Origin of the sequence: Neobacillus niacini, assembly GCF_046591715.1 — a bacterium.
Lineage (GTDB): Bacteria > Bacillota > Bacilli > Bacillales > Cytobacillaceae > Neobacillus > Neobacillus niacini_L.
Genome location: NZ_JAWVNQ010000027.1, coordinates 1 through 24,193 on the forward strand (window position 1 = coordinate 1; position 24,193 = coordinate 24,193).

General features: G+C 37.8%; 33 protein-coding genes. 25 read left to right on the forward strand and 8 right to left on the reverse strand.

Annotation, left to right across the window (positions count from 1 at the left end; genetic code table 11):
* Positions 1-246 precede the first annotated feature (246 nt).
* The 4 genes from ablB to SFC47_RS25395 all read left to right on the forward strand — a co-directional run bounded on the left by ablB (position 247) and on the right by SFC47_RS25395 (position 4,399).
* The gene (gene ablB / locus SFC47_RS25380) at positions 247-1,101 is read left to right on the forward strand and encodes a putative beta-lysine N-acetyltransferase (protein WP_411257317.1); all 855 of its coding nucleotides are present in this window, start codon (positions 247-249) and stop codon (positions 1,099-1,101) included.
* 52 nt (positions 1,102-1,153) lie between these two features.
* Positions 1,154-2,539 (forward strand): sigma-54 interaction domain-containing protein, encoded by a 1,386-nt coding sequence (locus SFC47_RS25385; RefSeq protein ID WP_411257318.1) that lies wholly within the window; start codon positions 1,154-1,156, stop codon positions 2,537-2,539.
* 134 nt (positions 2,540-2,673) lie between these two features.
* On the forward strand, positions 2,674-4,107 hold the full coding sequence (gene kamA, locus SFC47_RS25390) for a lysine 2,3-aminomutase (protein ID WP_411257319.1): 1,434 nt from the start codon (positions 2,674-2,676) through the stop codon (positions 4,105-4,107).
* Positions 4,108-4,117: 10 nt separating this feature from the next.
* Entirely contained in the window at positions 4,118-4,399 is a 282-nt protein-coding gene (locus SFC47_RS25395) for a YokU family protein (RefSeq protein ID WP_411257346.1), read from the forward strand.
* A 38-nt stretch (positions 4,400-4,437) separates the two neighbouring features.
* Here the strand turns inward: SFC47_RS25395 and SFC47_RS25400 are convergent, their stop codons facing one another.
* A complete protein-coding gene (locus SFC47_RS25400; protein WP_411257320.1) occupies positions 4,438-5,541 on the reverse strand; it encodes an AI-2E family transporter in 1,104 nt (367 codons plus the stop codon).
* A gap of 113 nt (positions 5,542-5,654) precedes the next feature.
* Between SFC47_RS25400 and SFC47_RS25405 the strand changes: the two genes are divergently transcribed.
* Together SFC47_RS25405 and SFC47_RS25410 are read left to right on the forward strand one after the other, a co-directional pair.
* Positions 5,655-5,873 (forward strand): YozE family protein, encoded by a 219-nt coding sequence (locus tag SFC47_RS25405; protein WP_411257347.1) that lies wholly within the window; start codon positions 5,655-5,657, stop codon positions 5,871-5,873.
* Between the two features lie 140 nt (positions 5,874-6,013).
* On the forward strand, positions 6,014-6,715 hold the full coding sequence (locus SFC47_RS25410) for a hypothetical protein (RefSeq protein ID WP_411257321.1): 702 nt from the start codon (positions 6,014-6,016) through the stop codon (positions 6,713-6,715).
* Between the two features lie 3 nt (positions 6,716-6,718).
* On the opposite strand, the gene SFC47_RS25415 is transcribed toward SFC47_RS25410, so the two are convergent.
* Positions 6,719-6,886, reverse strand: a complete 168-nt coding sequence (locus tag SFC47_RS25415; protein ID WP_411257322.1) for a hypothetical protein — start codon at positions 6,884-6,886, stop codon at positions 6,719-6,721.
* A 179-nt stretch (positions 6,887-7,065) separates the two neighbouring features.
* On the opposite strand from SFC47_RS25415, the gene SFC47_RS25420 reads away from it, so the two are divergent.
* From SFC47_RS25420 to SFC47_RS25440, 5 genes are all read left to right on the forward strand, one after another.
* Positions 7,066-7,239 carry a YozD family protein gene (locus SFC47_RS25420; RefSeq protein WP_081954691.1) on the forward strand — a complete coding sequence of 58 codons (174 nt, stop codon included), beginning with the start codon at positions 7,066-7,068 and terminating at the stop codon, positions 7,237-7,239.
* Positions 7,240-7,410: 171 nt separating this feature from the next.
* Positions 7,411-7,590: a hypothetical protein gene (locus SFC47_RS25425; protein ID WP_411257323.1), complete on the forward strand. Its 180-nt coding sequence runs from the start codon at positions 7,411-7,413 to the stop codon at positions 7,588-7,590.
* Between the two features lie 8 nt (positions 7,591-7,598).
* A complete protein-coding gene (locus SFC47_RS25430; protein ID WP_411257324.1) occupies positions 7,599-8,390 on the forward strand; it encodes a serine/threonine protein kinase in 792 nt (263 codons plus the stop codon).
* A 20-nt stretch (positions 8,391-8,410) separates the two neighbouring features.
* Positions 8,411-9,181: a sporulation protein gene (locus SFC47_RS25435; protein ID WP_411257325.1), complete on the forward strand. Its 771-nt coding sequence runs from the start codon at positions 8,411-8,413 to the stop codon at positions 9,179-9,181.
* Positions 9,182-9,278: 97 nt separating this feature from the next.
* Positions 9,279-9,587, forward strand: coding sequence for a YodL domain-containing protein (locus SFC47_RS25440; RefSeq protein WP_411257326.1), 309 nt, complete (start codon positions 9,279-9,281; stop codon positions 9,585-9,587).
* A 42-nt stretch (positions 9,588-9,629) separates the two neighbouring features.
* Here SFC47_RS25440 and SFC47_RS25445 read toward each other — a convergent pair whose 3' ends face one another.
* Entirely contained in the window at positions 9,630-9,764 is a 135-nt protein-coding gene (locus SFC47_RS25445; protein WP_411257327.1) for a hypothetical protein, read from the reverse strand.
* 159 nt (positions 9,765-9,923) lie between these two features.
* Between SFC47_RS25445 and deoD the strand changes: the two genes are divergently transcribed.
* The 4 genes from deoD (at position 9,924) to SFC47_RS25465 (ending at position 14,072) form a co-directional block, all read left to right on the forward strand.
* Positions 9,924-10,628, forward strand: coding sequence for a purine-nucleoside phosphorylase (deoD, locus tag SFC47_RS25450; RefSeq protein WP_411257328.1), 705 nt, complete (start codon positions 9,924-9,926; stop codon positions 10,626-10,628).
* 106 nt (positions 10,629-10,734) lie between these two features.
* Complete coding sequence (locus SFC47_RS25455; protein WP_411257329.1) at positions 10,735-11,541, forward strand: M15 family metallopeptidase; 807 nt, start codon at positions 10,735-10,737, stop codon at positions 11,539-11,541.
* A gap of 129 nt (positions 11,542-11,670) precedes the next feature.
* Positions 11,671-13,167: a lmo1851 family serine protease gene (locus SFC47_RS25460; protein WP_411257330.1), complete on the forward strand. Its 1,497-nt coding sequence runs from the start codon at positions 11,671-11,673 to the stop codon at positions 13,165-13,167.
* Positions 13,168-13,277: 110 nt separating this feature from the next.
* Positions 13,278-14,072 (forward strand): LCP family protein, encoded by a 795-nt coding sequence (locus SFC47_RS25465; RefSeq protein ID WP_411257331.1) that lies wholly within the window; start codon positions 13,278-13,280, stop codon positions 14,070-14,072.
* Positions 14,073-14,111: 39 nt separating this feature from the next.
* Here SFC47_RS25465 and SFC47_RS25470 read toward each other — a convergent pair whose 3' ends face one another.
* Positions 14,112-14,822 (reverse strand): AlbA family DNA-binding domain-containing protein, encoded by a 711-nt coding sequence (locus SFC47_RS25470; RefSeq protein ID WP_411257332.1) that lies wholly within the window; start codon positions 14,820-14,822, stop codon positions 14,112-14,114.
* 118 nt (positions 14,823-14,940) lie between these two features.
* Here SFC47_RS25470 and SFC47_RS25475 point away from each other — a divergent pair, with 118 nt between their 5' ends.
* Together SFC47_RS25475 and SFC47_RS25480 are read left to right on the forward strand one after the other, a co-directional pair.
* The gene (locus SFC47_RS25475; RefSeq protein ID WP_411257333.1) at positions 14,941-15,873 is read left to right on the forward strand and encodes a CobW family GTP-binding protein; all 933 of its coding nucleotides are present in this window, start codon (positions 14,941-14,943) and stop codon (positions 15,871-15,873) included.
* A 75-nt stretch (positions 15,874-15,948) separates the two neighbouring features.
* Entirely contained in the window at positions 15,949-16,767 is an 819-nt protein-coding gene (locus tag SFC47_RS25480; RefSeq protein ID WP_411257334.1) for a hypothetical protein, read from the forward strand.
* Positions 16,768-16,808: 41 nt separating this feature from the next.
* Here the strand turns inward: SFC47_RS25480 and SFC47_RS25485 are convergent, their stop codons facing one another.
* Positions 16,809-17,051, reverse strand: coding sequence for a DNA alkylation repair protein (locus SFC47_RS25485; protein ID WP_411257335.1), 243 nt, complete (start codon positions 17,049-17,051; stop codon positions 16,809-16,811).
* 96 nt (positions 17,052-17,147) lie between these two features.
* Here SFC47_RS25485 and SFC47_RS25490 point away from each other — a divergent pair, with 96 nt between their 5' ends.
* Positions 17,148-17,435 (forward strand): hypothetical protein, encoded by a 288-nt coding sequence (locus SFC47_RS25490; protein WP_411257336.1) that lies wholly within the window; start codon positions 17,148-17,150, stop codon positions 17,433-17,435.
* A gap of 2 nt (positions 17,436-17,437) precedes the next feature.
* Entirely contained in the window at positions 17,438-17,905 is a 468-nt protein-coding gene (locus SFC47_RS25495) for a FixH family protein (RefSeq protein WP_411257337.1), read from the forward strand.
* Positions 17,906-17,932: 27 nt separating this feature from the next.
* Here SFC47_RS25495 and SFC47_RS25500 read toward each other — a convergent pair whose 3' ends face one another.
* Positions 17,933-18,361 (reverse strand): Hsp20/alpha crystallin family protein, encoded by a 429-nt coding sequence (locus tag SFC47_RS25500; RefSeq protein WP_411257338.1) that lies wholly within the window; start codon positions 18,359-18,361, stop codon positions 17,933-17,935.
* A gap of 194 nt (positions 18,362-18,555) precedes the next feature.
* Here SFC47_RS25500 and SFC47_RS25505 point away from each other — a divergent pair, with 194 nt between their 5' ends.
* Together SFC47_RS25505 and SFC47_RS25510 are read left to right on the forward strand one after the other, a co-directional pair.
* Positions 18,556-19,344, forward strand: coding sequence for an SDR family oxidoreductase (locus SFC47_RS25505; RefSeq protein ID WP_411257339.1), 789 nt, complete (start codon positions 18,556-18,558; stop codon positions 19,342-19,344).
* Between the two features lie 103 nt (positions 19,345-19,447).
* Positions 19,448-19,606: a hypothetical protein gene (locus SFC47_RS25510; protein ID WP_411257340.1), complete on the forward strand. Its 159-nt coding sequence runs from the start codon at positions 19,448-19,450 to the stop codon at positions 19,604-19,606.
* Between the two features lie 50 nt (positions 19,607-19,656).
* Here the strand turns inward: SFC47_RS25510 and SFC47_RS25515 are convergent, their stop codons facing one another.
* Together SFC47_RS25515 and SFC47_RS25520 are read right to left on the reverse strand one after the other, a co-directional pair.
* Positions 19,657-20,217: a GNAT family N-acetyltransferase gene (locus SFC47_RS25515; RefSeq protein ID WP_411257341.1), complete on the reverse strand. Its 561-nt coding sequence runs from the start codon at positions 20,215-20,217 to the stop codon at positions 19,657-19,659.
* A gap of 311 nt (positions 20,218-20,528) precedes the next feature.
* Positions 20,529-21,656, reverse strand: coding sequence for an amidohydrolase (locus SFC47_RS25520; RefSeq protein ID WP_411257342.1), 1,128 nt, complete (start codon positions 21,654-21,656; stop codon positions 20,529-20,531).
* Positions 21,657-21,827: 171 nt separating this feature from the next.
* Between SFC47_RS25520 and SFC47_RS25525 the strand changes: the two genes are divergently transcribed.
* The 4 genes from SFC47_RS25525 to SFC47_RS25540 all read left to right on the forward strand — a co-directional run bounded on the left by SFC47_RS25525 (position 21,828) and on the right by SFC47_RS25540 (position 24,139).
* Entirely contained in the window at positions 21,828-22,151 is a 324-nt protein-coding gene (locus SFC47_RS25525; protein ID WP_095249608.1) for a DUF4870 domain-containing protein, read from the forward strand.
* Positions 22,152-22,254: 103 nt separating this feature from the next.
* Positions 22,255-22,455 (forward strand): PLD nuclease N-terminal domain-containing protein, encoded by a 201-nt coding sequence (locus tag SFC47_RS25530; RefSeq protein WP_411257343.1) that lies wholly within the window; start codon positions 22,255-22,257, stop codon positions 22,453-22,455.
* The gene (locus SFC47_RS25535) at positions 22,455-23,363 is read left to right on the forward strand and encodes an ABC transporter ATP-binding protein (protein WP_411257344.1); all 909 of its coding nucleotides are present in this window, start codon (positions 22,455-22,457) and stop codon (positions 23,361-23,363) included. The genes SFC47_RS25530 and SFC47_RS25535 overlap by 1 nt, the downstream gene beginning before the upstream one ends.
* Entirely contained in the window at positions 23,360-24,139 is a 780-nt protein-coding gene (locus SFC47_RS25540; protein ID WP_411257345.1) for an ABC transporter permease, read from the forward strand. Before SFC47_RS25535 ends, SFC47_RS25540 begins: the two co-directional genes overlap by 4 nt.
* Positions 24,140-24,193: the final 54 nt, after the last annotated feature.

Consider the following 24,193-nt stretch of genomic DNA (forward strand, 5'->3'; position numbering starts at 1 on the left):
CATGAAAGGTTCATGAAGCCCAAAAAGAGAGAATATTAGAGGAAATGGTGCTCATGAAGGGTTCATGAAGCCCAAAAAGAGAGATTATAAGAGGATATAGTCCTCATGTAGGGTTAATGAATCCCAAAAAGATAGAGGATAAGAGAAAATGGTCCTCATAGAAGATTTATACCCCCTATGAAAAACTATGAACTAAGGAAGTTACCATCGATCCTTAATAATTTGGATACGAAGGGAGTGTCTGAGATGAATCAAAGTGCTTCGAGTATTTATATTGAAGAAAGGAATTTTTATCTTGAGGTGTACTTAGATCCTTTTAATAAAAGGATTCGCATTGATGATTATCGAGGTAATATTAATTTACTTATAGAAAAAGCCGAGGAGTTAGCCAGTAAGTATCAAGCGGAAAAGTTAATAATGAAAGCGCGGTCAGAGGATTTTTTACACTTATACGAAAAAGGCTTACAGCCGGAAGCTATAGTGGACCGCTATTTTCTCGGGTCGGATGCTCACTTTTTTTCAAAGTTTTATAGTGTGGAACGAAAGAAGAATGACCATTGGATAACCGAGGACGGAATGATTCACAGCATTCACCAATTGGACACTGCCGTGGATAAACCTTTTCCGCCAAAGGAGTATGAATTAAAAAAAGCAGATGAAGCATGTGCCGAAGAGCTTTCGCGATTATATCGCGAGGTGTTTCAGATTTATCCCACACCTTTACATGACCCTGAATATGTGAAAAAGACGATGAAGGAAGGCACCATTTATCACGTGTTCTATTATCAAAGTAAAATTGTCAGTGCTGCATCAGCTGAAGTGAATTCATTTTATAAAAATGCAGAATTAACTGACTGTGCTACTTTAAAGGATCACCGAAAATATGGACTGATGAAAATCATTCTTCGTGAGCTGGAGAGTGAGTTAAGAAGACAAGGTATTTATTGTGCATACTCCATTGCTAGGAGTTTATCGTTTGGAATGAATGCTGTTTTGTATCAGCTTGACTATAAATACCGAGGAAGATTAATGAATAACTGTTATATTTACGACAAACTTGAGAATATGAATATATGGGTAAAGAATCTGGCATCCTGCTAATATTTTGGCCTTAGGTGACGAATTTTCGGCACCTAGTGAAGGAGGTGAAGCAATGGTTCAATTAACAGCATTAACACAGGAAGTTCTTTCAGCCATTTTGAAAACCATCGATGAAGGAATCCATGTGGTCAATACAGAAGGAAAAACCATCTTTTATAATGAGGTCGCAGCAAGGCATGATGGCATGAATGTGAAGGAGGTACAAGGAAAAGACCTGCTGGAGGTGTTTCCTTCCTTAACAGAGAATTCAAGCACCTTGCTCAGGGTGATTAAAACGGGCAAACCCATTTATAATCAAACACAGGTTTACGTAAATATCCATGGGGCACGAATTGATACCATTAATACCACACTTCCTATTTTTGTTGATAAGCAGATTATCGGTGCAGTTGAGATTGCCAAAGATTACACTCGGATGAAACAGTTATCCGAAAGTCTATTAGACCTCCAAAAGAATGTGAATAAAAACAACAAGAAGAAGCCAGCGAAAAACGTCAGGTACACACTCGATGATTTAAAGACAGTCAATCACAAATTTCAGAATCTGAAGGACGAAGCTAGAAAGCTGGCAAAATCAGACTCTCCAATTCTTGTATATGGGGAAAGCGGGACAGGGAAGGAATTGTTTGTGCAGGGTGTTCATCACGAATCCCTTCGAGGGGATGGGCCGTTCATTGCCCAAAACTGTGCAGCTATTCCAGAAACGCTGCTGGAAAGCATTCTTTTTGGTACGGCAAAAGGAAGCTATACCGGCGCGGTTGACAGAAAAGGGCTTTTTGAGCTGGCAGACGGCGGTACACTCTTTCTCGATGAACTTCATACCATGCCGATAGAGCTGCAGGCAAAACTTCTAAGGGTATTAGAGGATGGGATGATACGAAGAGTTGGCAGTGCACAAAATATTTCAGTTGATGTCCGTGTGATTGCGGCCATGAATGTCCATCCAAATACGGCACTTCAAAAAGAAAAGCTTCGCTCTGACCTTTATTACCGATTAAATGTATTTACTTTTTCGCTGCTGCCGATTCGAGAGCGAAAAGAGGATATTCTGTTTCTTACTGATTATTTTATTGATTTTTTTAATAAAAAATTAAATAAAAGGATAATTGGAATCGACAAGAAAGTAGAGAGTTTCTTTATGGGCCATCTTTGGCCAGGGAATGTAAGGGAGCTAAAGCATACGATTGAGTACATGATGAACGTGTCTGAAGAAGAAGTCCTTCAAATCGATGACCTTCCAATCATAATGAAACAGCAGGCTTCAGTCATTGAAATGGAGGAGAACAATCTTTCATTAAGAAAAAATGTCGAGGAAATCGAAAGGCGACTAATAGATTCAGCACTAAATATGTCACACGGCAATATCAACCAAGCGGCCAAACTATTAGAAATCCCCAGACAAACCCTGCAATACAAACTCAAAAAGATCAGAGACTAACCGCCGAAAAATCGGCGTTTTTTTTATGATACATTTTATGAATTTATATAAAAATGGCGTCCTTACCCAGACTAAGCGCATTGGCATAATTCTTGCATAATATCATAGTAAAGCAGGGTAAGGAGGAATTTAACATGAAACAGACACTATATAAGCCGGATAGGCATTGGAAAGATATAGAGCTTTGGAAAGACGTAACAGAAGAGCAATGGAACGATTGGCTTTGGCAGCTGACAAATACCATTCGCACACTAGAAGACTTAAAAAAGGTAATTAACCTAACTCCTGATGAAGAAGAAGGTGTAAGAATCTCAACCAAAACCATTCCCTTAAATATAACACCCTATTATGCATCACTCATGAATCCTGATGATCCACGCTGCCCTATTCGAATGCAGTCCGTTCCCATTTCTAAAGAAATTCATAAAACTAAATATGACCTTGAAGATCCACTTTATGAAGATGAAGATTCACCTGTTCCAGGGTTGACACACCGATACCCAGACCGCGTTCTGTTTCTGGTCACCAACCAGTGTTCAATGTACTGCCGATACTGTACAAGAAGAAGATTCTCAGGGCAAATTGGGATGGGTGTGCCAAAGAAGCAGCTTGATGCCGCGATTCATTATATTCGCGAAACCCCGCAGGTACGGGATGTGTTAATTTCTGGCGGTGATGGGCTGCTCATCAATGATAATATCCTTGAGTATATTTTGAAAAATCTCCGAGAAATAGACCATGTTGAAATTATTCGAATTGGAACAAGAGCACCAGTGGTATTCCCGCAGAGAATTACCGAAAACCTATGTAACATCTTAAAAAAATACCATCCAATTTGGCTGAATACTCATTTTAATACATCCATTGAAATTACCGAAGACTCGAAGAAGGCATGTGAGATGCTTGCGAATTCCGGTGTTCCAGTCGGGAACCAATCGGTCATTCTTGCAGGAATCAACGACAGTGTACCGATTATGAAAAAGCTTATGCATGATCTGGTGAAAATTCGTGTACGGCCATATTATATCTATCAATGTGATCTTTCCGAAGGAATTGGTCATTTCCGGGCGCCGGTTTCAAAAGGTCTCGAAATTATAGAAGGTTTGCGTGGTCATACGAGCGGCTATGCAGTGCCAACCTTTGTCTTAGATGGACCTGGAGGCGGGGGCAAGATTTCATTACAGCCGAATTATCTAATATCACAAAGTGCAGAAAAGGTTGTCCTCAGGAATTTTGAAGGTGTCATTACCTCTTATCCAGAACCTGAAAATTATAAGCCAGGAACGGCAGAGGGTTATTTTAAAGAAATTTATCCAGACATGGAAGAAAAACGCTCAAATGTTGGCATTGCCGGAATTATGAATGACCAGCATTTCAATCTAGTCCCTGAGGGCTTACAAAGATTAAACCGCCGAAAAGAATACAATCAAAATCCTGCTCATTCCACCTTGAAGGATAAACGCAGTAAGCGTGATGAGTTGAAGGAAAAGAAATTCCAGGCACTTCAAAACAAATCGGCACCTGCTAAAGAAAATGATGCTGATGAGAACTCTGCATCGAAGGAATAGAGGGATGGATATGGAATTAGTTTGTGAATGGTGCAAAGGTGCTGCTGAAAATGGTAAGAATACCGTCTATTGGGAGCTTCCTGATGGCACAAGAGCCATACAAATTACAGATACACCAGCAGTGGTTTGCAATGAATGTCAGATGGTCTATCAAACAGATGTGATTACGAAAGAAATCGAAGATCAGTTATTTTTAATTGATACAAAGAAAATTGGAAATAGCATCAGCTATAAAGACTTAATGTCCGCACCGAGGCTTTTGAAGAGAAATTATTTTGATTTTTCTTCCTAAAACACCAAAACCCCTATCAGCCGATAGGGGTTCTTTCATTATTCAGTTTGTATTGGAGTGGCGGCGTTTTTTCTTGCTCGTAAAAACTTAACAAGATTTAAGACAATCGTTTTTATGACGGCATAGAATGGGATTGCCAGTACCATCCCTAAAACTCCTGCCAGATTTCCGGCAACTAGTAAGATAATAATGATAGTTGCTGGATGGGTATCCAAACTTTTTCCGAGAATAAGCGGGGATAATACATTCCCTTCTACCTGTTGTGCAATAAGAATCACTACGACGACTAACAATGCTTTCGTAGGAGAATCAAATAGAGCTACAATTACCGCCGGGGCTCCTCCAAGAATTGGGCCGATATAAGGAATAATGTTAGTAAATGCTACGATTAAAGCCATAACGAGGGCAAAGGGTAAATCAATAATCAAATACCCAATAAATGCCAGCGTTCCTACTGCCAATGCCACAGTAACTTGGCCTTGGATATAAGCAGAGAGAGTGTCGCCTGTCTCTTTAAGAATGGACAAGCCTTCCGCTCTGTAAGCGTTTGGAAGAAATTTTGAGATTGCTGAAGGAAACCTGTGTCCATCTTTAAACATGTAGAATAATAAAAAAGGAACTGTGACGAGAATAATCGCAATATTGGTAATCACTCCAAGGATATTCGTTATGCTCCCTGTAATCGTATTAGGCAGGGTATTCGCAAATTCGATCAGCCGTTCCTGGACCGTTTCTAGAAGATCCTTTTGTTCGTCCATGACCCATTTAAATTCGGATGATTTCATTACATTGTCAATAAACTGCATCGTTTTGTCTGCATATACCGGCAGTTCGTTTGCTAGGGCTGTAAATTGCTTTGTGATGGCAGGAATTAAATTTCCAATTGCAAGTACGCAAAGGAGTATAAAGACAACATAAATGATAATGATGGCTAATAATCTAGGAACTTTATGCCTCTGTAGAAAATTAACGACTGGGTTAAGTAAAAAGTAAAGAAAACCTGTAATCAGAATGGGGAAAAAGATGGTTGAAAAAAAGATTCCGATTGGTTCAAATAAGAATGAAATCTTTGTTGAAACCCAAATGATGGTTAAAACTAACAAGACCTGAATTAACCAGTATTGAAATTTTTTCTTTGCCAATGTATGTACCTCAGTTTCTTAATTTATTTGGTAAAATTATATCAAATCTTTATCCGTTATAGTATCTTAAAGTTAAATCAAATTTGTCTCAAGAGAGAAAGGCGTTAGGTATGATTAAATCCTTTTATCACTTTTTAATGAAATACCGGCATCCGGAACCGCCGGATGCAATTAGTGTTTTTGCAAATGATGCATTTTTAGACCATGGCTTCCCAAAAATATCTAAAGATTACCATGAACTCAGTTCCTACTTGGAATTGAATGGGCATTACTTAGAGTCCATGTCTATATTTGATGAGGCCTGGGAGCTATATGTGCTATCGGAAAGTTAAGTTGGGTTTTGTGCAAAACCTTAAATCGTCTCTGCAAAAAGAGGCGATTTTTCTTTTTCCCCATTGAGCGCGGGTACATCCTTCGGTGCATATACTATTGTAATCAAAATTCACGACTCATCATTGAGAGGATGGAGGATATGAAAAGAAGGAATATACCGAAGTATAAGGTCGGTGATACGGTCGTGATAACGATGTATGGTACTGTTGGAAAAGTAACCGATGTCAAGTGGCTTGACGGGAATTATGTGTACGAAGTGAATAAAAGTGATGGTCTTTTTGTTGAATCCGGACTTCAGCTTCTTTCAGAATATGAAGGAGAATTGGTGGAGCAAGAACAAATAGATATTGAATATAAATTCTTTTTCGGAGATTTAGTTCAAGTTGCCGGATATGGAGCAGATTTGTTTAAGATTGTCGGATTTAGAACAGAGATTTGGCGCTACAAAGAAGATGCATGGGAAGATGTAATCTACGAACTTTCAAGAATTAGTGATGGGGAATGGCTGGAAGCGGGTGAAGAGGAGATGACACTCGTAGCAGACGCTGAAAGTGCAGACACGTTTATTCAAAAACTTGGGCTCCTTTATTTAGTAAATAATGAAGAGAAACAGCAGGTAGCTGTATCAAAAACACAAAAAAACATTGTAAGAAAAGCAGAACTTGAAGAAATTGAACGGAAAAAGGAGAAAAAGCAGTTAATCGATAATTTATTAGATATTTTTAATGATTACAAAATTTTATATACAATGTTCCACGATCAGGAGTATTATCAAGTTATGCGTGTCATTTTAAGGAAATTGAAAAGCATCGTAAATGACGATGGTAAAAGCAATGTCTAGCTTCTACCATCGGGAAATTTGTGCTAATAAATAAATGACAAAAGGAATCCCACCCCATTTGATCAGAAAAAACATACGGTCTACTATCTTTTCAAAGGCAGAGATGATTACTCCATCTTCTTGATTCACATCATCCAGAATAGCTTCAAATTTCGCTTGTAGATTTGACATTTGAATCACCTCATAATCGGTTTTTTTATCATCCTATGCTTGTCCAAAGGAAAAAAGACATATTTAATCTTTTATTTTGCACTCTATGTTTAAGCTGCGGAATATTTACCGATTCTTCTAGAAGTAAATAGCATGAATGTGCAGAAATCATCATACATTCGTAAAAAGGGGGCGATGCTATGAGAGAAATTGAAGTATTTATTGATACGGAAGAGATTGCTGAATTTTTCTTTCATGAGCTGGTGAAAAGAGGATACGTTCCTACGGAAGAAGAATTGGAAGAAATCGCTGATATCACCTTCGAGTATCTCATCGAGAAAAGTATTATCGACGAAGAAGTAGAAGATGAATAGGTAAAATATCACGGTGCTTATTTCATCTTTTCAATAAGTAGTAGCGAAAGACGAGCATTTGAACCTGCTCGCTTTTTGTTTGTGATATTTTTTGGCTATTTTTCATTAGTGGGTGAAACTTTACTTGCTCTTTCCCGTATTAAGGATAGCGAAGGTGAGGAGGAATGATGAATGCTTAAAAAGATTTTAAAATCAATTCTTGGAAGTAAACTTCATCATCAAAAAAAATATTCACATTCAAGTAATGCTTGGAAGAAGATTAATCACAGCAAACATAAGCACCTAGGACATCACCATTATAAAAAGAAGCATAAAAGCGGCAGTTTCTTTTCCAGCTTCTTTAGCAGTTAATTACTTTTATGTTTAAAAGAATGACATTATTTGCTGCTAACCTAATGGAAAGCAGATTTCAACAAGGCGAAATCGTTGCAAAACGATACGAAATTATGAACCATTTAGGTACAGGAAGTTATGGCAATAGTTACTTAGTTTATGACCAAGTATCCAAACAAAAGAAAGTACTTAAAGCATTACGCATCCATAAAAGAATTACGGAGTCAGGGAAAAGGGAATTTGAGTGTGAAAAAGAATTGCTTCAATCGATTACGCACCCAGGGTTTCCACGTTTTTTCGAAGATGGATCGTACAGAAATATACCGTTTTATACAATGGAGTATATTGAAGGAAAAAACTTTGAACAGCTAATCTTCCAAGATGGTCAAAAATACTCAGAAATCCAAGCGTTTACCATTGCTAATCAATTGCTAGAGCACATCAATTATTTACATGAACAGCAGTTGATTCATAGAGATATTAGAATCCCGAATGTAATTGCGAGTGGATCTGAAATAGTGCTTATTGATCTAGGGCTTGCAAGAAAACGTAATGATGCGAATTCAAAAGGTAGAACCCGAGTACGCCACTTGCGTAAAGAAGTAAATCCCCAAGCAGATTTTTATGGTCTTGGTCATTTTTTGTTGTTTTTACTTTACTCCAATTTTTCTTTTCCGGACAAGAAGAAGGAACGAAGCTGGGAAGAAGAGCTGGAGATATCATATCAAGCAAAGTACATTATTAGCAGGCTTTTACAAATAGAAGACTGTTATGAGAACTGCGCACAAGTGAAGTCAGATATTCTAAAAATTATTTGAGGTATAGGGAGGAAATGAAAATGTCTTTTTTTGACAAAGTATTTGCCAGTGTAGGTATAGGATCTGCTACGGTTGACACCAAACTTGAGAGAGATACATATACACCGGGAGACACAGTAAACGGTGTAGTAGAAATCAAAGGTGGAAAGGTAGAACAGCAGGTAGATGACATTTATTTATCATTAAACACTACCTACTTAAAAGAATCTGATGACAAAAAGTATAATGTTACAGCTACAATTGACCGTTTCCGAATTACAAGCCCCTTTACAATTGGAAAAAATGAAAGAAAGGAAATTCCTTTTTCCTTCCAGCTTCCACTAGATACACCACTTTCTATTGGAAGGTCTAAAATTTGGGTAACAACTGGATTAGATATAAAGAACGCAGTAGATCCAGGTGATAAAGACTATATTCAGGTTGTACCAAATCAATTAATGAATGCTGTCTTTAACGCTGTCGATAGTCTTGGATTCCGTTTGCGTGAGGCCGATTGTGAAGAAGCATCCTACAAAGTTCGCGGCCGCTTGCCTTTTGTACAGGAATTTGAATATGTACCAACCTCTGGACCATTTCAAGGCAGATTGGATGAGTTAGAAGTTGTTTTTAGACCATCTGGAAATGGTGCAATGGAATTACTTTTACAGGTTGATAGACGTGCTCGTGGTCTAGGCGGATTATTTGCAGAAGCTGCAGGGCTGGACGAGAGTAATGTCAGAATTACGGTGACAAATGCAGATATTCCTAACCTGCAGCAGCAAATTCATAGTGTAATTCAGAGATTTTCTTAATAATCGACAAAAAAAGACAGTTTTCTCTGGAGGATTCTTGTCTGTCTATCTCTAATTATTAAGTAATGAGATTACTTTAATGATTGGAGGGGATAAGATGATCAAGGCGATGACCAGAAGAACTAGTATTCAATATGATGTGACAATCTTTCAAACTCCAAAGTACAGAGAATCCAAAGGGTACAAACAAGTTTATCGTACCTTCATTCATGCAGGTAACCATGAAACTTGTCTGGAGAAAACATTCAGCCTTTTTAATGTTACTGATCGAATTCCATCGAATTATCAGGGGAGATTTCTTGCTACTGGAGATATCATTTTAATTGATGAAGGCCGTGGCGGACAGCATTATTATCAATTAAAATCTGGCGGCTGGCAGCCTATTAATCGAATTCAAATAAGATAAAAGAAACCTAAGGAGCCATCCTTAGGTTTTCTTCTTGTTGTACTACCCTCTTTTTTTCCTGCCGCCTGATGCACTAAATTCTTTATCATGTGCCGCATGTTCGGCCTCAATTGCTTCCGGTGGAAGATGGTTATTTTTCTTTGGACGATTTGTTTGTGCTCTATGCTTTTTTCCCATAATTTTATGAACCTCCTTTGGATAATCTAAAAATAGCTTCCCACAAATTGAAAAAATCATGACGTTTTCAATGAAAGGTTTTTCATTCTAAAATGTGTTGTGATATATTGACTAGTGTGAAGGTATGAACTTCACTTTAATTGATTGGAGGATTTTATAATGAGTGTACATATTGGTGCAAAAGAAAATGAAATTGCTGAAACGGTATTATTGCCTGGAGACCCGTTAAGGGCTAAATATATAGCTGAAACCTTTTTAGAAGATGCTAAATGCTATAACGAAGTAAGAAATATGTTTGGCTTTACTGGTACTTATAAAGGGAAAAGAATTTCTGTTCAAGGTACAGGTATGGGTGTTCCTTCTATTTCCATTTATGTAAATGAATTAATGAACAGCTACAATGTCCAAAATTTAATCCGGGTTGGTACTTGCGGAGCGATCCAAAAGGATGTAAAAGTCAGAGATGTGATTTTGGCAATGACTAGTTCGACCGACTCTAATATGAATCGTCTTACCTTTGGGGGAGTTGATTTCGCTCCTTGTGCGAACTTTGATCTGCTAAGAAAGGCCTATGAAGCAGGTGTTGAAAAAGGGCTTAATTTAAAAGTAGGGAATATTTTCACTGCAGATTCTTTCTACAATGACAACGCCGACCTTGAAAAATGGGCGAAATATCAGATTCTAGCGATTGAGATGGAAACAACAGCATTATATACGCTGGCAGCTAAATTTAACAGAAGAGCCTTGTCGGTTCTAACTGTAAGTGATCATATTTTAACAGGAGAAGAAACAACAGCAGAAGAAAGACAATTAACATTTAATGATATGATTGAAGTGGCACTAGAAGCTGCGACAAAAGAATAGGTAAAACTGCCTCTTTCACGTTCTGAAAGAGGTTTCTTATTGATTTTTTTGGTGAAAATAGATATAGTGCAAAAAGGATGAAGAAAGATAGATAGGTGAGAGAATTATGATATGGAAAAATATAGTTTTAATAGGGTCAATGACAGTTCTCTTTAGTGGCTGCAGTCAAATTGATTCATTATTAAATAAACTTCCCTTTACTGGAAATGACACTAGTAATAACCAACAGTCTCAAATTAATGAAAATGAACCTCAACAAGAGGATCCACTCAGTTTAGAATCCATATTTTTCAATGAAATTAAAGAAGTAGATGGAAAAAATGTCATTCAAAATTCGACGAATGTCATGGCTTTGGTGAACAAAGAGTTTTTCTTGCCGGAAGACTATACACCAGAGGACCTGGTCAAACCAGACGTGCAGTTCTCCTTTAAGGAAGAAGATATCGAAAAAAGCCTAATGAGAAAAGAAGCTGCAGAAGCACTAGAGAATATGTTTGAAAATGCTGCTGAAGAAGGAATCGAAATAATTGCTGTATCAGGATACCGCTCCTATAACCGGCAAAAATCGCTGTACGACGCAGAAGTAAATCGGGTGGGGGTCGAAAAGGCTGAACAGGCAGTAGCCATACCAGGTGCGAGTGAACATCAATCTGGATTAGCCATGGATATTTCGAGCAGGTCGAATAAATTATATTTAAATGAGGCTTTTGCTAAAACTCCTGAAGGTAAATGGCTAAAGGAAAATGCTCATCTCTTTGGCTTTATTTTAAGATATCCAAAAGAGAAAGTGGACATCACAAATTATATGTATGAGCCTTGGCATTTCCGCTATGTTGGAGTGAAAGCGGCAACGATTATGTACGAGAATAACTGGACACTTGAGGAGTATTTTAATGAAGTAAAGAAAATCTAATTATACAGATGGCACGCCTGACAAATGGATGTGCCCTTTTTCTTTATACATAACTTTTCTTGTGTTTTTTTTAATAAAAGATGTTATTCTAATCATTAAGGGCAAGTTTTACATATTATTTTTTGGAAAATGAAAGTGGTGAAATCCTTGGATGAACAAAATGTGAATCAAGAAAATACGGAACAAGAGCAGGGAACAGAAAAGAAATCTGGGTATATAAACATTAAGAAATTTCATTTTATATTAATTTTATTTTTCCTCGTATTATTATCTACCGGTATTACAACATTTGCCTTATCATTTGGGGAAGAAAAAGTTATTACAGTTGGTGCCGAAAGGACAGAATTTGATAAACTTTACACTGCCTATGACACCCTTAAGAATGGATATTTTGAGGATCTCGACCAGAAAAAACTGATTAATGGAGCTATTGATGGGATGGTAAAGGCTCTCGATGATCCATATACTGACTATATGAGTGTGGAGGAAGCAGAAAAATTCCATTCCTCTATTAATTCCTCCTTCCAAGGAATTGGTGCAGAAATTCAAGAGAAAGACGGACATATAATGATTGTGTCCCCGATTAAGGGATCACCAGCTGAAAAAGCAGGATTAAGGCCGAATGATATCATAACGGCCGTGGATGGAAAGAGTCTGCAGGGGATGACCTCGACTGAAGCTGTAACAATTATTCGCGGAAAAAAAGGAACGAAGGTAGAATTAACAATCCAAAGGCCTGGAACAGATGCTCCGGTAAAGGTACCGATAATCCGAGATGATATTCCTATTGAAACCGTTTATGGTGAGATGGTTGGCGATGGTATTGCCAAAGTTCAAATTACAAGTTTTTCTACTAATACCTCGAAGGACCTTGCTGCAAAGCTAAATGAGCTGCAGAAACAGGGGATGAAGGGGTTAGTCTTAGATTTGCGTCAAAATCCAGGTGGATTACTAGATGAAGCCATAAGTATTTCTAGTATGTTTGTTCCTAAAGGAAAACTAATACTAAAAGTTGAAGACCGGAACGGCAAGACTGAGGAATATCCTTCACAAAATGATGGGAACCCTGACTTTCCACTGGTTGTATTAATTGATAAAGGGAGTGCCAGCGCCTCTGAAATACTTGCGGGTGCAGTAAGTGAATCTGCTGGAGTGAAACTTGTTGGTGAAAATACTTTTGGGAAAGGCACCGTTCAAACGGCTAAGGATTTCCCTGACAAGTCAAACATTAAATTTACAACCGCAAAATGGCTCACGCCAAATGGGAATTGGATTCATAAAAAGGGAATTAAGCCTGATTTTGAAGTTCCACTCCCTGAATATGCAACATTACCAATCATAAACCCTGACAAAGAACTGAAGCTTTCAAGTTCCTCAACTGAGGTTGAGTCTGCGCAGAAGATGCTAAAAGCAATCGGTTTTGATCCAGGACGTGAAGATGGATTCTTCGATGAGAAAACACAAGAAGCTGTTAAGAGCTTTCAAACAGCGAATAATCTGCCTGCTGATGGGATTTTAAAAGGTGATGCTACCTTTAAATTGATGGAAAAGCTTAGAGAGCAAATTCAGAACAATGATACTCAATTACAAAAAGCAGTTGAAGTCTTACAAGAAGAAATGAAATAAGTAGAAAGCCTGAACCAATAGAAGCTGGTTCAGGCTTTTTCTTTGTAGAAGTATATTCTTTGCTTAGTATTCCGAAAATGGAGATAAAAAGGAATGAGGTTAACCTAAAGATGAAAAAGTTGATCATTGCCGTTATTGTTCTGTCCTTTTTAGGTTTCGGGCCATTACAGTCGTTTTTTCAAAACAGTACGGAAAAGGAGGGTGAAGAAACAAAAAGTATCCCTTTCTTGGAAAAATTAAAGGATTCATTTATAAGTGAGAAAAAGGTGGAAACCTTTCTTATTATCGAAAATAGTAAAGTCGCAGATTCATCCAAAACAGAACCAGCTTTGGTTTTAAAATATGATAAACACAATAATAAAATTGAATATGGATTAATCAGCCTTACACTTAATGGCAGCGAAGGGGACCTAGAAAACCTGAAAAGACAGGCAAGAGAGGAATATGAAGTAGAAATCGATTATTGTGTTACCTTTGATTCAAAGGGATTTGGAACAATATTTGATATGCTTGCCCCGAACGGGATCGAGCTGAAAAATGGAAATGAAGGCCACGTGGACGGGGAAAGACAGGTAGTGAAGGGAGAAGATTTTGTCCAATATTTAGAGCAAATAAAAATGAATCATGATTATGCAAAAGAATTATCGCCCATGTTACTAGCATTTCAAGAAGAAATATGGAATGAGATATCAGCTGAAAATCTCCTATCTTTAGCACCTCAGATACTTAATGAGACCATGAGAAATGTCCAAACAGACATAGGAAAAGGAAAACTAATGGACTTAGGATTAACAGTAATGACGAACCCTATCACCTCGATAGAACAAATAGAATTATTGTCAACAAATAAAAATAATAAGTCTGAACATGTAAATAAAATGTTGGAAGACGAGCAAGGAATTTAGTAAGAGGCGAGAAAGTGAAGGAGTTCATTCGCTTTCTCCTTAATTATCAGGAAGGATATCTAATAATTGCCGGATTCTATCTTTTTTTCGGTCTATCACCTCTGCGATAAATTGACTATAGTCATTATTTTTTTGCAGAGCTAGCTCATCATATAATTCCTTTAAATGGTCAAGGTGCTCTTTCAGGGTATATTCGTTCACGCCAGAACCTCCTGACTGTACCTTACGTAATATAATTTCTACGAGTTTGTCATTTGTTGCTTCGAGTGATTTTGTTCCCTGCCGGACATATATAGCACCATAACGAAGTTCATTCCGCTGTACAACAGAGGTATAGGGCACATATTTTGGATCATATTCAATGATAAGAACCTGAAACCTCTTTTTGCTTAAAGTTTGTTCGCCTCCGCCGAAATAGAAATCCTCTGTCCGATATTTTAAGTATTTCGGCAGTAAATTTGCCAGTTTATTATCTATATCCGCTTTATCTAAAAAATCATCTTCGGTTAGTCCAGTTAATAAAATGGAACCCTCGTCATTTTGACTGACACCAACAATAATACAGCCGCCGCCCGAATTGGCAATTGCAAGCACGTGTTTAGCCATTTTAGAAAATTCTGTCCATTTGGTTTTGAAATCAAGAAAGTCTGTTTCACCCGTATTGTGAAGGAGAAGGTCTTTTAAGGACTCATGTGAAGGATTTTTAATAAAATGAAGTAGACTTTTCGGGTAGACATACTCATAAATCATGAGAAAATATCCTTTCTGAATATTCTTTTTACTACTATTATAAGCCGATATTAACTGGTTGATAGCCCAATTTGCGCTATAATAATGGAATAAATGATGAAAACGAGGTACACAAAAGATGATTAACACTGAGGTATATATTTTATCAGGATTTTTAGGAAGTGGAAAAACGACGCTATTGAAGCGGCTGCTTGAAAACGAACGGAAACTAGGCAGAAAAACAGCCGTGATGATGAATGAACTAGGAAAGGTTTCCATTGATTCAGAAGCAGCTCGGGACGAAGATGTAGCTTTGAAGGAGCTGTTGGGAGGCTGTATCTGTTGTTCCATTCAGGACAAGCTTGAAGCACAATTGCAAGGCTTATTATTAAATGATAAACCTGAAGTAATATATATTGAGACCACGGGCGCCGCCCACCCGGTTGAGGTTCTAGATGCTATTCTATCCCCTTTGTTTGCTGATCAGTTTACAATCAAAGGAATTATCACAACTGTCGATGGATTAAGATGGCGTGATAGAAGGTCTTTGAGTCCACAGCTGCAGCAATTGCTGCTTGAGCAGGTTAGACATGCCGATTTTATTCTAGTTAACAAAATGGATGAACTGTCGGAATCAGAGCAATCAAAAATGATCTTCGAAATACAAGGAATTAATTCTGCGGCACGCTCTTTATTAACCAATTATTCACAAGTGTCTATTGATGTATTGAGAAAGCTGACACTTTCGTCAGTTGCCAAGCAATCAAGCGCAGATTTTTCAAAAAAAGCTTTAAATTTAACAACATTTGTCTTTCAATTCCAAGGACCAATCCGTCATGCTGATTTCGAGGATTTCTTGAAGGGATTATCTGAAAGAATCTATCGTATTAAAGGTTATATAAAGTTTGATGCTGTATCAAAACCATATCTCTTTCAATATTCATATGGAATGCCGGTATACATGAAAGAAGAGATGAATTTTCCTTTAAATTTGGTGTTTATTGGCGAAAATATTGATTGGAATGAAGTGGAAAAAAAGCTAGCTAAACTTGAAAAAGAATTCGAAAGTTGAAAAGAATATGAATGAACATTTCTTCTTCAGGTAACTCTTTTAATGTAGTTATTTTTCATTGTAAAGGGGGATTAGATGAAGAAGATAGTTCTTGTCATGGTTATTCTATTCCTCCTGAATGGTCATGGGATACAAGCTGCATCAAATGTTAGCTACAACATTGAAATGCTTCCTTGGGAAGAAGTCGATGAGGTGCTTCCGAGGTATTCAAAGTTTACGGTTCTGGATCTTGAAACAGGCAAGAAGTTTAAAGTTCAACGGCGTGCGGGCAGTCATCATGCAGACGTACAGCCACTCTCACCAAAGGATACAAAAATCATGAAAAAGATTTACGGAGGAGAATGGAGCTGGAAACGGCGTGCCATCATCGTGATACGAAATGATCAATGGATTGCAGGGTCGATGCATGGAATGCCGCATGGTGCCGGTGCCTTGAAGAATAACTTTCCAGGGCATTTTTGTATCCATTTTTATGGAAGTACAACACATCGTACAAATACAATGGACCTATCACATAAGTTGATGATTTTAAAGGCTGCAGGGAAGCTGGGAGATTTTTTGAGTAGAACATCTCCATATGAAACGGTTGAGGCTTTTATTGCCGGCCTAAAACAGCAGGATCCTTATATTTCGCAGTTAATCTCCATACAGAAGCTTAAATGGAAACCAATCTTAGGGAAAATTGAAAATGTTAGAATCACACGGATGCCGATTTTACCGGCAGAAGACCTGAAACAGGAAATTAGTATGGATGTTCCCATAGAAGTTGATTGGTTTATTAAAAATAGAGGACGCCAGCATTTTCGAGGTGAAATCCATTTAATTCGTTTTTCTACAATGGATTCATGGAAGGTAGATTCTGAATCATTCTTAAAAGAGAATAACTTGAAATAAATAAAAAACACCTTTAGCAAAAGTTAAAGGTGTTTTTCCTGTCAGGCTTGCTGTCCGAATTTAATGAACGTTCTTTCGTCCTCAATTAGTCCACAGGAGGCACATTGGATACGATAATCAGGTCCATTGTAAGGAAGGTGAAAAGGCTCTAAATCGTTTTGAGTGTATTCTTTCATAACCTCACCTGATTGCGGGTCAAGCTTCACTGATTGTGCAACTTGTTGAATAATATTAAAACGGCTGCGGTTAGTCTTGCAATTAGGACATTTATAAGGTGTTGACATATGTTTCTCCTTTCTCGGTGTTGTTAAAATCTATTTTTTGCAATAATATTGGAAAGTATGTAACAATGCAATTGAGGAGATATGGAGGTGGGGTTATTGACGATAGAAAAGATTGATTTTGATATGTTACTTGCTGAGTATCGATCTATTTGGAACAATCGCTTGCTTATTGCCAGTGATAAAAGCAGTGAAGAAATCTTAACAGAAGCAGTGAGAAGAGAATTGCTTGACGAGAACTCTCACCCGAGAATACGGAAGAACAAATACGAAAAATACTATTCTGCTGTCAGCAGAATTACACAGTCGACCATTTCAAATGAAGCAAAGGTATCGCTTATCCATTTCCATAATGGAATAATGGAGAAATTGATAAAGGAGAGTTAACCGTGAAAAAATTTGTATTCTTAAGTTTATTGATTTCAGCAATCCTGGTCGTCAGCGCATGCGGAAACAATAACCACCAAGATCAGGCTGAAAAGGAACTTCCCGAATTTGTAGAAGTAAAGCTTACAGCTACCCCGGAGCATGGAGAAATCAATAAACCAATTATCTTTGAAGCAAAGGTAACACAGGGAGAAGAGACTGTTGAAGATGCAGACGAGGTGAAATTTGAAATTTGGCGTGCGAAGGACGAAAATCACGAAAAGATAAAGGTTGAGCATGCTGAAGATGGAATCTATCGTTTAGAAAAGTCGTTTGCCCAAGAAGGAACTTATTATATTATTTCACACGTAACCGCAAGAGACATGCACAATATGCCAAAGAAAGAATTCGTCATCGGGACACCTAGTGAACCCGAGGACCCAAGTGAATCAAAAGATTCAATGGAAGGAATGGATATGGAAGGGCATTAGAAAAGACAGCAGAATTGCTGTCTTTTTTTATATTTCTGTAACATCAATTTGCGAATATTGAATGTCATAAGTCTTGATTAATCTTATTTCGAGTATTCCATCTTTGTATTTAGCACTGGACCCCTTCTTTTTTACCATTGCCGGGAGCGTGATGGAATATTTAGCATCTGTTTCAGGTAAATTTTCCACCATTAACTGAGTGGCAGTATGATAAATCCGCAGCTTTTTAAGCAATGATTCGTCCTTAATTGGTATTCTGACAAATACAGAATCATGCGTCTCAAAGGCCGATGATTTTAAAGGATTACTCATTTCTGCAGGCTGAGATTGGTACGGATTCACGCCGTTTTGAGGAATAAAGGTGCCCCCTGATTGAGATGGCATCACATTCCCCATTATGCTTTTAATAAATTGGTCAATTTCATCTGGTTTCATATGCTGAAGTTTATTCTTCATGTCTTTATTAAAAGGAAATAGATTCCACGGGAACATGATTTTCCCCACCTTTTCTACAAACTCTCTCTGGGCATTCATACCTTATACTATGCAGCATTAGTTTTAAACGTTATAATTTCCCAACTAAAGTTTGCATATATAACAAGCATATCAAACATATAGTTTAGAAAAACATTCATGTGAGGTAATGGCTCATGAAGAAAAAAACAGCTTTAATTACTGGAGGCGCAGCTGGTTTAGGGGTCAAAACTGCTTGGCAGCTTGCAGAACAAGGTTATCAGCTGGCAATTAATTATCGGAACAGTAGTAATGAAGCTTTTCTTTTATCTCAAGAGCTTGAAAAAAAATTCAGAAATAAAGTCATTTGTATTCAAGGAGATGTAGCAAATCCATTAGATTGTAGACACATGGTTGAGCAGGTCATATCAGAATATTCCTCGATTGATGTTGTGATTCATAATGCAGGACCATATGTACGTGAGAGAAAGAAAATGACGGAGTATACAAACGATGAGTGGAATTATTTAATAAATGGCAATTTAAATGCGGTTTTTTATCTATCAAAAGAAAGTATTCCATTTATGCGAAAGCAGCAGTGGGGACGAATTATTACCATGGGGTATGACCGAGTGGAAACAGCTCCTGGCTGGGTGTATCGATCAGCATTTAGTGCAGCAAAAACAGCGCTCGCATCACTCACAAGAACCATTGCTATTGAGGAAGCGAGTTATGGTATTACCGCTAATATGGTTTGCCCGGGAGATATCATTTCTCCGTGGAAAGAGAGGAATATTGAAGACTCCGTCCTAAGTGAAAATGTACCAGTTGGACGCCAAGGGACGGGTGAAGATATATCAAGGGTCATTTCCTTTCTACTTGATGAGAAATCTGACTTCATAACCGGATGTATTATTCCTGTAACAGGAGGAATGGACGTTCTCTCAAAGGCTTATCATCAAGCAAGAACGAAGGGAACACAATAAGTCTTTCCTTTTACAACTTTTTGAACTATTCTTTTTTTTGGCATAAATTGTTTTCCTTTTGTGGATAATAAATATAACACATCTATGAAAGGAGCAAAATAAAATGAGTTTTAACATGAATAGAATTAATCCAAATCAAACTCAGGTATTTTTTCATGATGGTCGTTTTGAAACATTAACGAATGAGGAACTAGAAGAATTTTTGCTCCACATGGGTATCAGTGAAGTTAATTCAGCAATGGAACAAGATGTAACGGATTAAAAATATTCCCTTACCTGAAAAAAAGCAATCGGCCCGCAGCCGGTTGCTTTTTATGCTTCTAGTAAATGAGAATGTTCCTCCTGTGGGGTACCATTTCTCAACAGGTAGAAAGAGTATTGGTCTTTTGGTATTTCATATAAATCGTAGACGTCACCGTCTGCATTTAACTGATCGTAAAGTGATTTTCTCGTTTCATTTGCTTTAACTACATATGGAAGTTTTTCGGCAGCCTTAATAGACCTGATATTTACTTTACGAATCCTCATAAAAATTGTTTCGATGCCCATGTTGTAAAAAACCTCTTGAAAAAAGGCGTCCTTTGCAGGGCTATTGTAACCCTTTCCGTGGTATGGCTTACCAAGCCATGTACCTAAAAATCCAGCATTCTCTTCGATATCAAAAAGGTTAATGGTACCAATTGGGTTACCCCATTCATCAAGAATGGTCCGTGAAATTAATTCACCGCGTTCTTCTGCTTCTATCGTTTGCTTTGTCAAAAAGATAAATTCTTCATAAGAATCACATTTTTGACGCACAAAAGGGAAGACATCTGGATGCGACATAAGTTCAAATAATACCTGGCTGTCATGAAGATCTCGTTTCTTAAGCATTGAATTTCCCTCCATTGGGCAATCCGATCCCATGTCTAAAGAAGCGGCCCACCCTCGAAATTTTTTATTCAGATAAACTAAAAAATTTCGGGGTGGGAATCGAACCCACTAGAACCAGGTATTTACTGGTGGCGCACCATTTGCCTTCCCTATATCATTTTTTTTGTTGATGAAAAATAATGTGATTTACCCCCCAGATTTTTAGGCCTTTATCGGTTTCACTTAGAGTATCATACAAGAAAAAATAAAAAAAATAAATAGGTTTTTTGTTGTTTTTTTGTATATTTTTATTGGCAAATTTCAACATATTTCTACTCTTCTGAGAAAACGATTTCACCGCCAATCATCGTCCATTTTGGTTTTGCTAAATAATGAAAAGGATGATGACTCCATAGCACTAAGTCGGCATCTTTTCCTTCATCGATGCTTCCTAAATGAGTGTCTGCCCTTAGGTTTCTTGCAGGCAGTATAGTGATTCCTTCAAGAGCCTTTTGCTCGGAAAGACCCTCGCGCACAGCTATGCCTGCACATATGTTTAAATATTGAATCGGAGTATACGGATGATCGGTTGTTATTGATACTTCAACACCATGATTCGTAAGTTCTTGATAGGTTTTCCAAGTCTTATTTTTCAATTCAATTTTTGATCTTCTGGTTAAGGTTGGCCCGACAGAAACTTTTAAGTTGATCCCAGTTAACTCACTTGCAATCAAATGTCCTTCGGTACAATGCTCAATTCTTAAATCTAGGTTGAATTCCTCCGCAAGTCGTAACGCTGTAATAATATCGTCAGCACGGTGAGCATGGATTCTAACTGGAATTTCTCTTTTTAAAGCCATCACGAGTGGAGCTACTCTTAAATCTTCAGGAGTATCCGTATGGATTGCTTTATAAAATGCTTCCCTGAGCATCCCCATGATACCCATTCTTGTTATCGAGTCATTATTACCCTGACTGTGAATTCGTTTTGGATTTTCACCCAACGCTAGCTTTAGACCAGCGATTTCCTGGACAACCATTTTTTTTACGTTTTTTCCCGTCGTTTTAATGACTGATGTGGTTCCGCCAATGACATTGGCACTTCCGGGCATGACGTGTACCGTTGTAATACCGCTTTTAACGGCATCGGAAAATGCGGGATCCAATGGATAGACACCATCAATGGCACGAATATGCGGTGTCATGGCTTCTGCAGTCTCGTTTGCGTCGTTCCCTGCCCATCCAGTTCCTTCATCATATAAGCCTAAATGTGTATGAACATCAATAAACCCCGGTAAGAGGTAATGGTTTTGACAGTCAATGATTTTGACATTAGAATCAACAGGAAGATTTTTTCCTACTTTTTTTATTTTTCCATTCTCCACCAAGACATCCCCATTTTGAATGGGCTCGGATGTTATGGGATAGACATAAGCATTTGTTAAAAGTATTTTCATCATATTTTACCTTTCCCCACACTGATAATAGTATTTTTACTATTTTATCAACAGTGCTTCTGAAGTGGTAGTAGAAAAGTAGTGATTTTTTAAAAAATTACGAAACCTTTTTATGGTAACAGCGTAAGTATTAGGGAAAGATAGAAAAAAATTTTCCTTTGGGGGAGAAATAAAATGGTAAAAAGCGAAGAAAGAATGCTTGCGGCTATTCTCTATGTTGTTAGTCTTTTTTTCCCGATTATAGGTCCACTTGTTATTTGGTTATTAAAAAAGGATGAGTCGTCATTTATCAATTATCATGGAAGAGAATACTTCAACTTCTTCATTTCTTACACTGTCTATTCAGTAATATCGGGAATCCTGGTGTTCCTTATCGTAGGAATCTTCCTCTTATGGATTTTGGGGATTATGGCCCTGGTATTTACGATTATTGCTGCTGTAAAAGCTTATGAAGGGAACGAATATCGATTCCCATTAGTCTTTAGAGTAATTAAATAGTAAGACCAACTAGCCCAGCAAAATAAAATTTTGCTGGGTTTTGAACGTTTTTATAGTTCAAACGTCATAAGATTATAAAAGGTAAAACAAAGGGGGAGAAATAATGGAATTATTAGAAGGATTGAACTGGGGATTGCTTTTACCGTTATTTATTATCCAACTTATCTTACTAGTTGTATCACTCGTGGATCTATCGCGAATTGAAAAGACCAATGGTCCGAAGCTGCTTTGGGTGCTTATCATAATATTTGTCAATATTATTGGACCGATTCTCTATTTCGTAATTGGAAGGAGAAATGATTAATGTCTCTCATCCAAATTAAGGGGCTCAAAAAGAGTTTTCAAGGCCATGAAGTAATTAAGGGACTGGACTTTAAGCTGGAAAAGGGCAAGTGTATTGCCCTTTTAGGACCAAACGGGGCGGGTAAAACGACAACACTGCGGATGCTTTCGGGTTTAATGAAACCGACTGAAGGATCCATTATTTTCAGTGATGCTAAAAAGGATGGAGATATTCGCCATTTAATAGGCTATTTGCCGCAATTTCCGGTTTTTTATGACTGGATGTCTGGATTGGAGTTTCTTCAATATGTGGGAAAACTTGCAGGATTGACAAGTAAAGAAGCAAAGGAACGTTCCTTGGAGCTGCTTGAACTAGTTGGAATCAGTGACGCGAAAAATAGGCGGATAGGTAAATATTCCGGCGGGATGAAACAAAGGCTAGGAATCGCGCAGGCCATCATTCACCGTCCGCAGTTAGTGATGCTGGATGAACCCGTTTCTGCATTAGATCCTTTTGGAAGAAGAGAGGTACTCGAGCTTCTTGAAGGATTGAAGAAGGAGACCACTATACTATTCTCTACGCACATTCTGAATGATGCTGAGGAAGTTTGTGACGAAATATTATTTCTACATAATGGAGAAATTGTTGAGTCCGGCACTATGGGGGCCTTGCGTGAGCGCCACCAGCAGGCAAAAATCGACTTGATTTTCCGTAAAAAAACTGCGGAGATGGAAAGCACAATTAGAAACCATTCTTTAACTCAATCAATATTAGTTGAAGGAAATCGGATTAGTGTTTTTGTTACGAATATAGAGCTTGCGAGGAAAGAATTTTTAAAGCTGATTTTCGAAAAAGATTGGGCATTAGATCGGTTTGAACTGAGCAGTATGACCCTAGAGGATGTTTTTATGAAGGTGGTGGGAAAATGAGCCAGTGGATGACACTTTTTCAAAAAGAGATTCTTGAAATGTGGAGAAATTTTAAATGGATCTGGGTACCGATTACCTTTATCTTACTTGGTGTATCAGAGCCGTTAACAAGCTATTATTTGCCGGAGATTATAAAAAACTTTGGCGGTCTGCCAGAAGGGGCAGTTATTGATATACCTCCTCCAACTGCAGGAGCTGTCCTAGCTTCGGGCCTAAGCCAATATTCTACTCTTGGGGTGTTAATCATTGTTCTTGGCACAATGGGGGTAATTGCTGGTGAAAGAAAAAGTGGAGTGGCCGCCATGATTTTAGTAAAACCTGTCTCTTATTTTTCATATGTTACCTCAAAATGGGCAGGCAGTCTTTTATTAGTGTGGTTTGCGTTATTTATCGGCTACCTGTCAACGTGGTATTATACTGGTCAGCTATATGAGTGGGTCGCTTTCGGGGAGTTCTTCCAATCACTTGTGTTATATGGATTATGGTTGACGATCATATTAACCCTTACTGTCTTTTTTAGCTCAGCTCTATTGTCTCCAGGTATGGCCGGATTCACATCGTTAGCTATAGCACTGGTAGTAAGTATGATCAGCGGCGCACTTGCGCACTTACTAGAGTGGAGTCCTACACAATTAACTAGTTATGCGAGTGTTTTACTAACCACTGGGGAACTTCCTGACGATACACTGCCAGCAAGTTTAATAAGTATCCTTCTCATTGCGATCCTATTATGGTTAAGTGTGTTTCTATTTAAGAAAAAAGAACTTGCAACCTAAAAACCATTTTGGGTTAGGCTATAGCAATACTAGTAAAGAGGCCATTAAATGGCC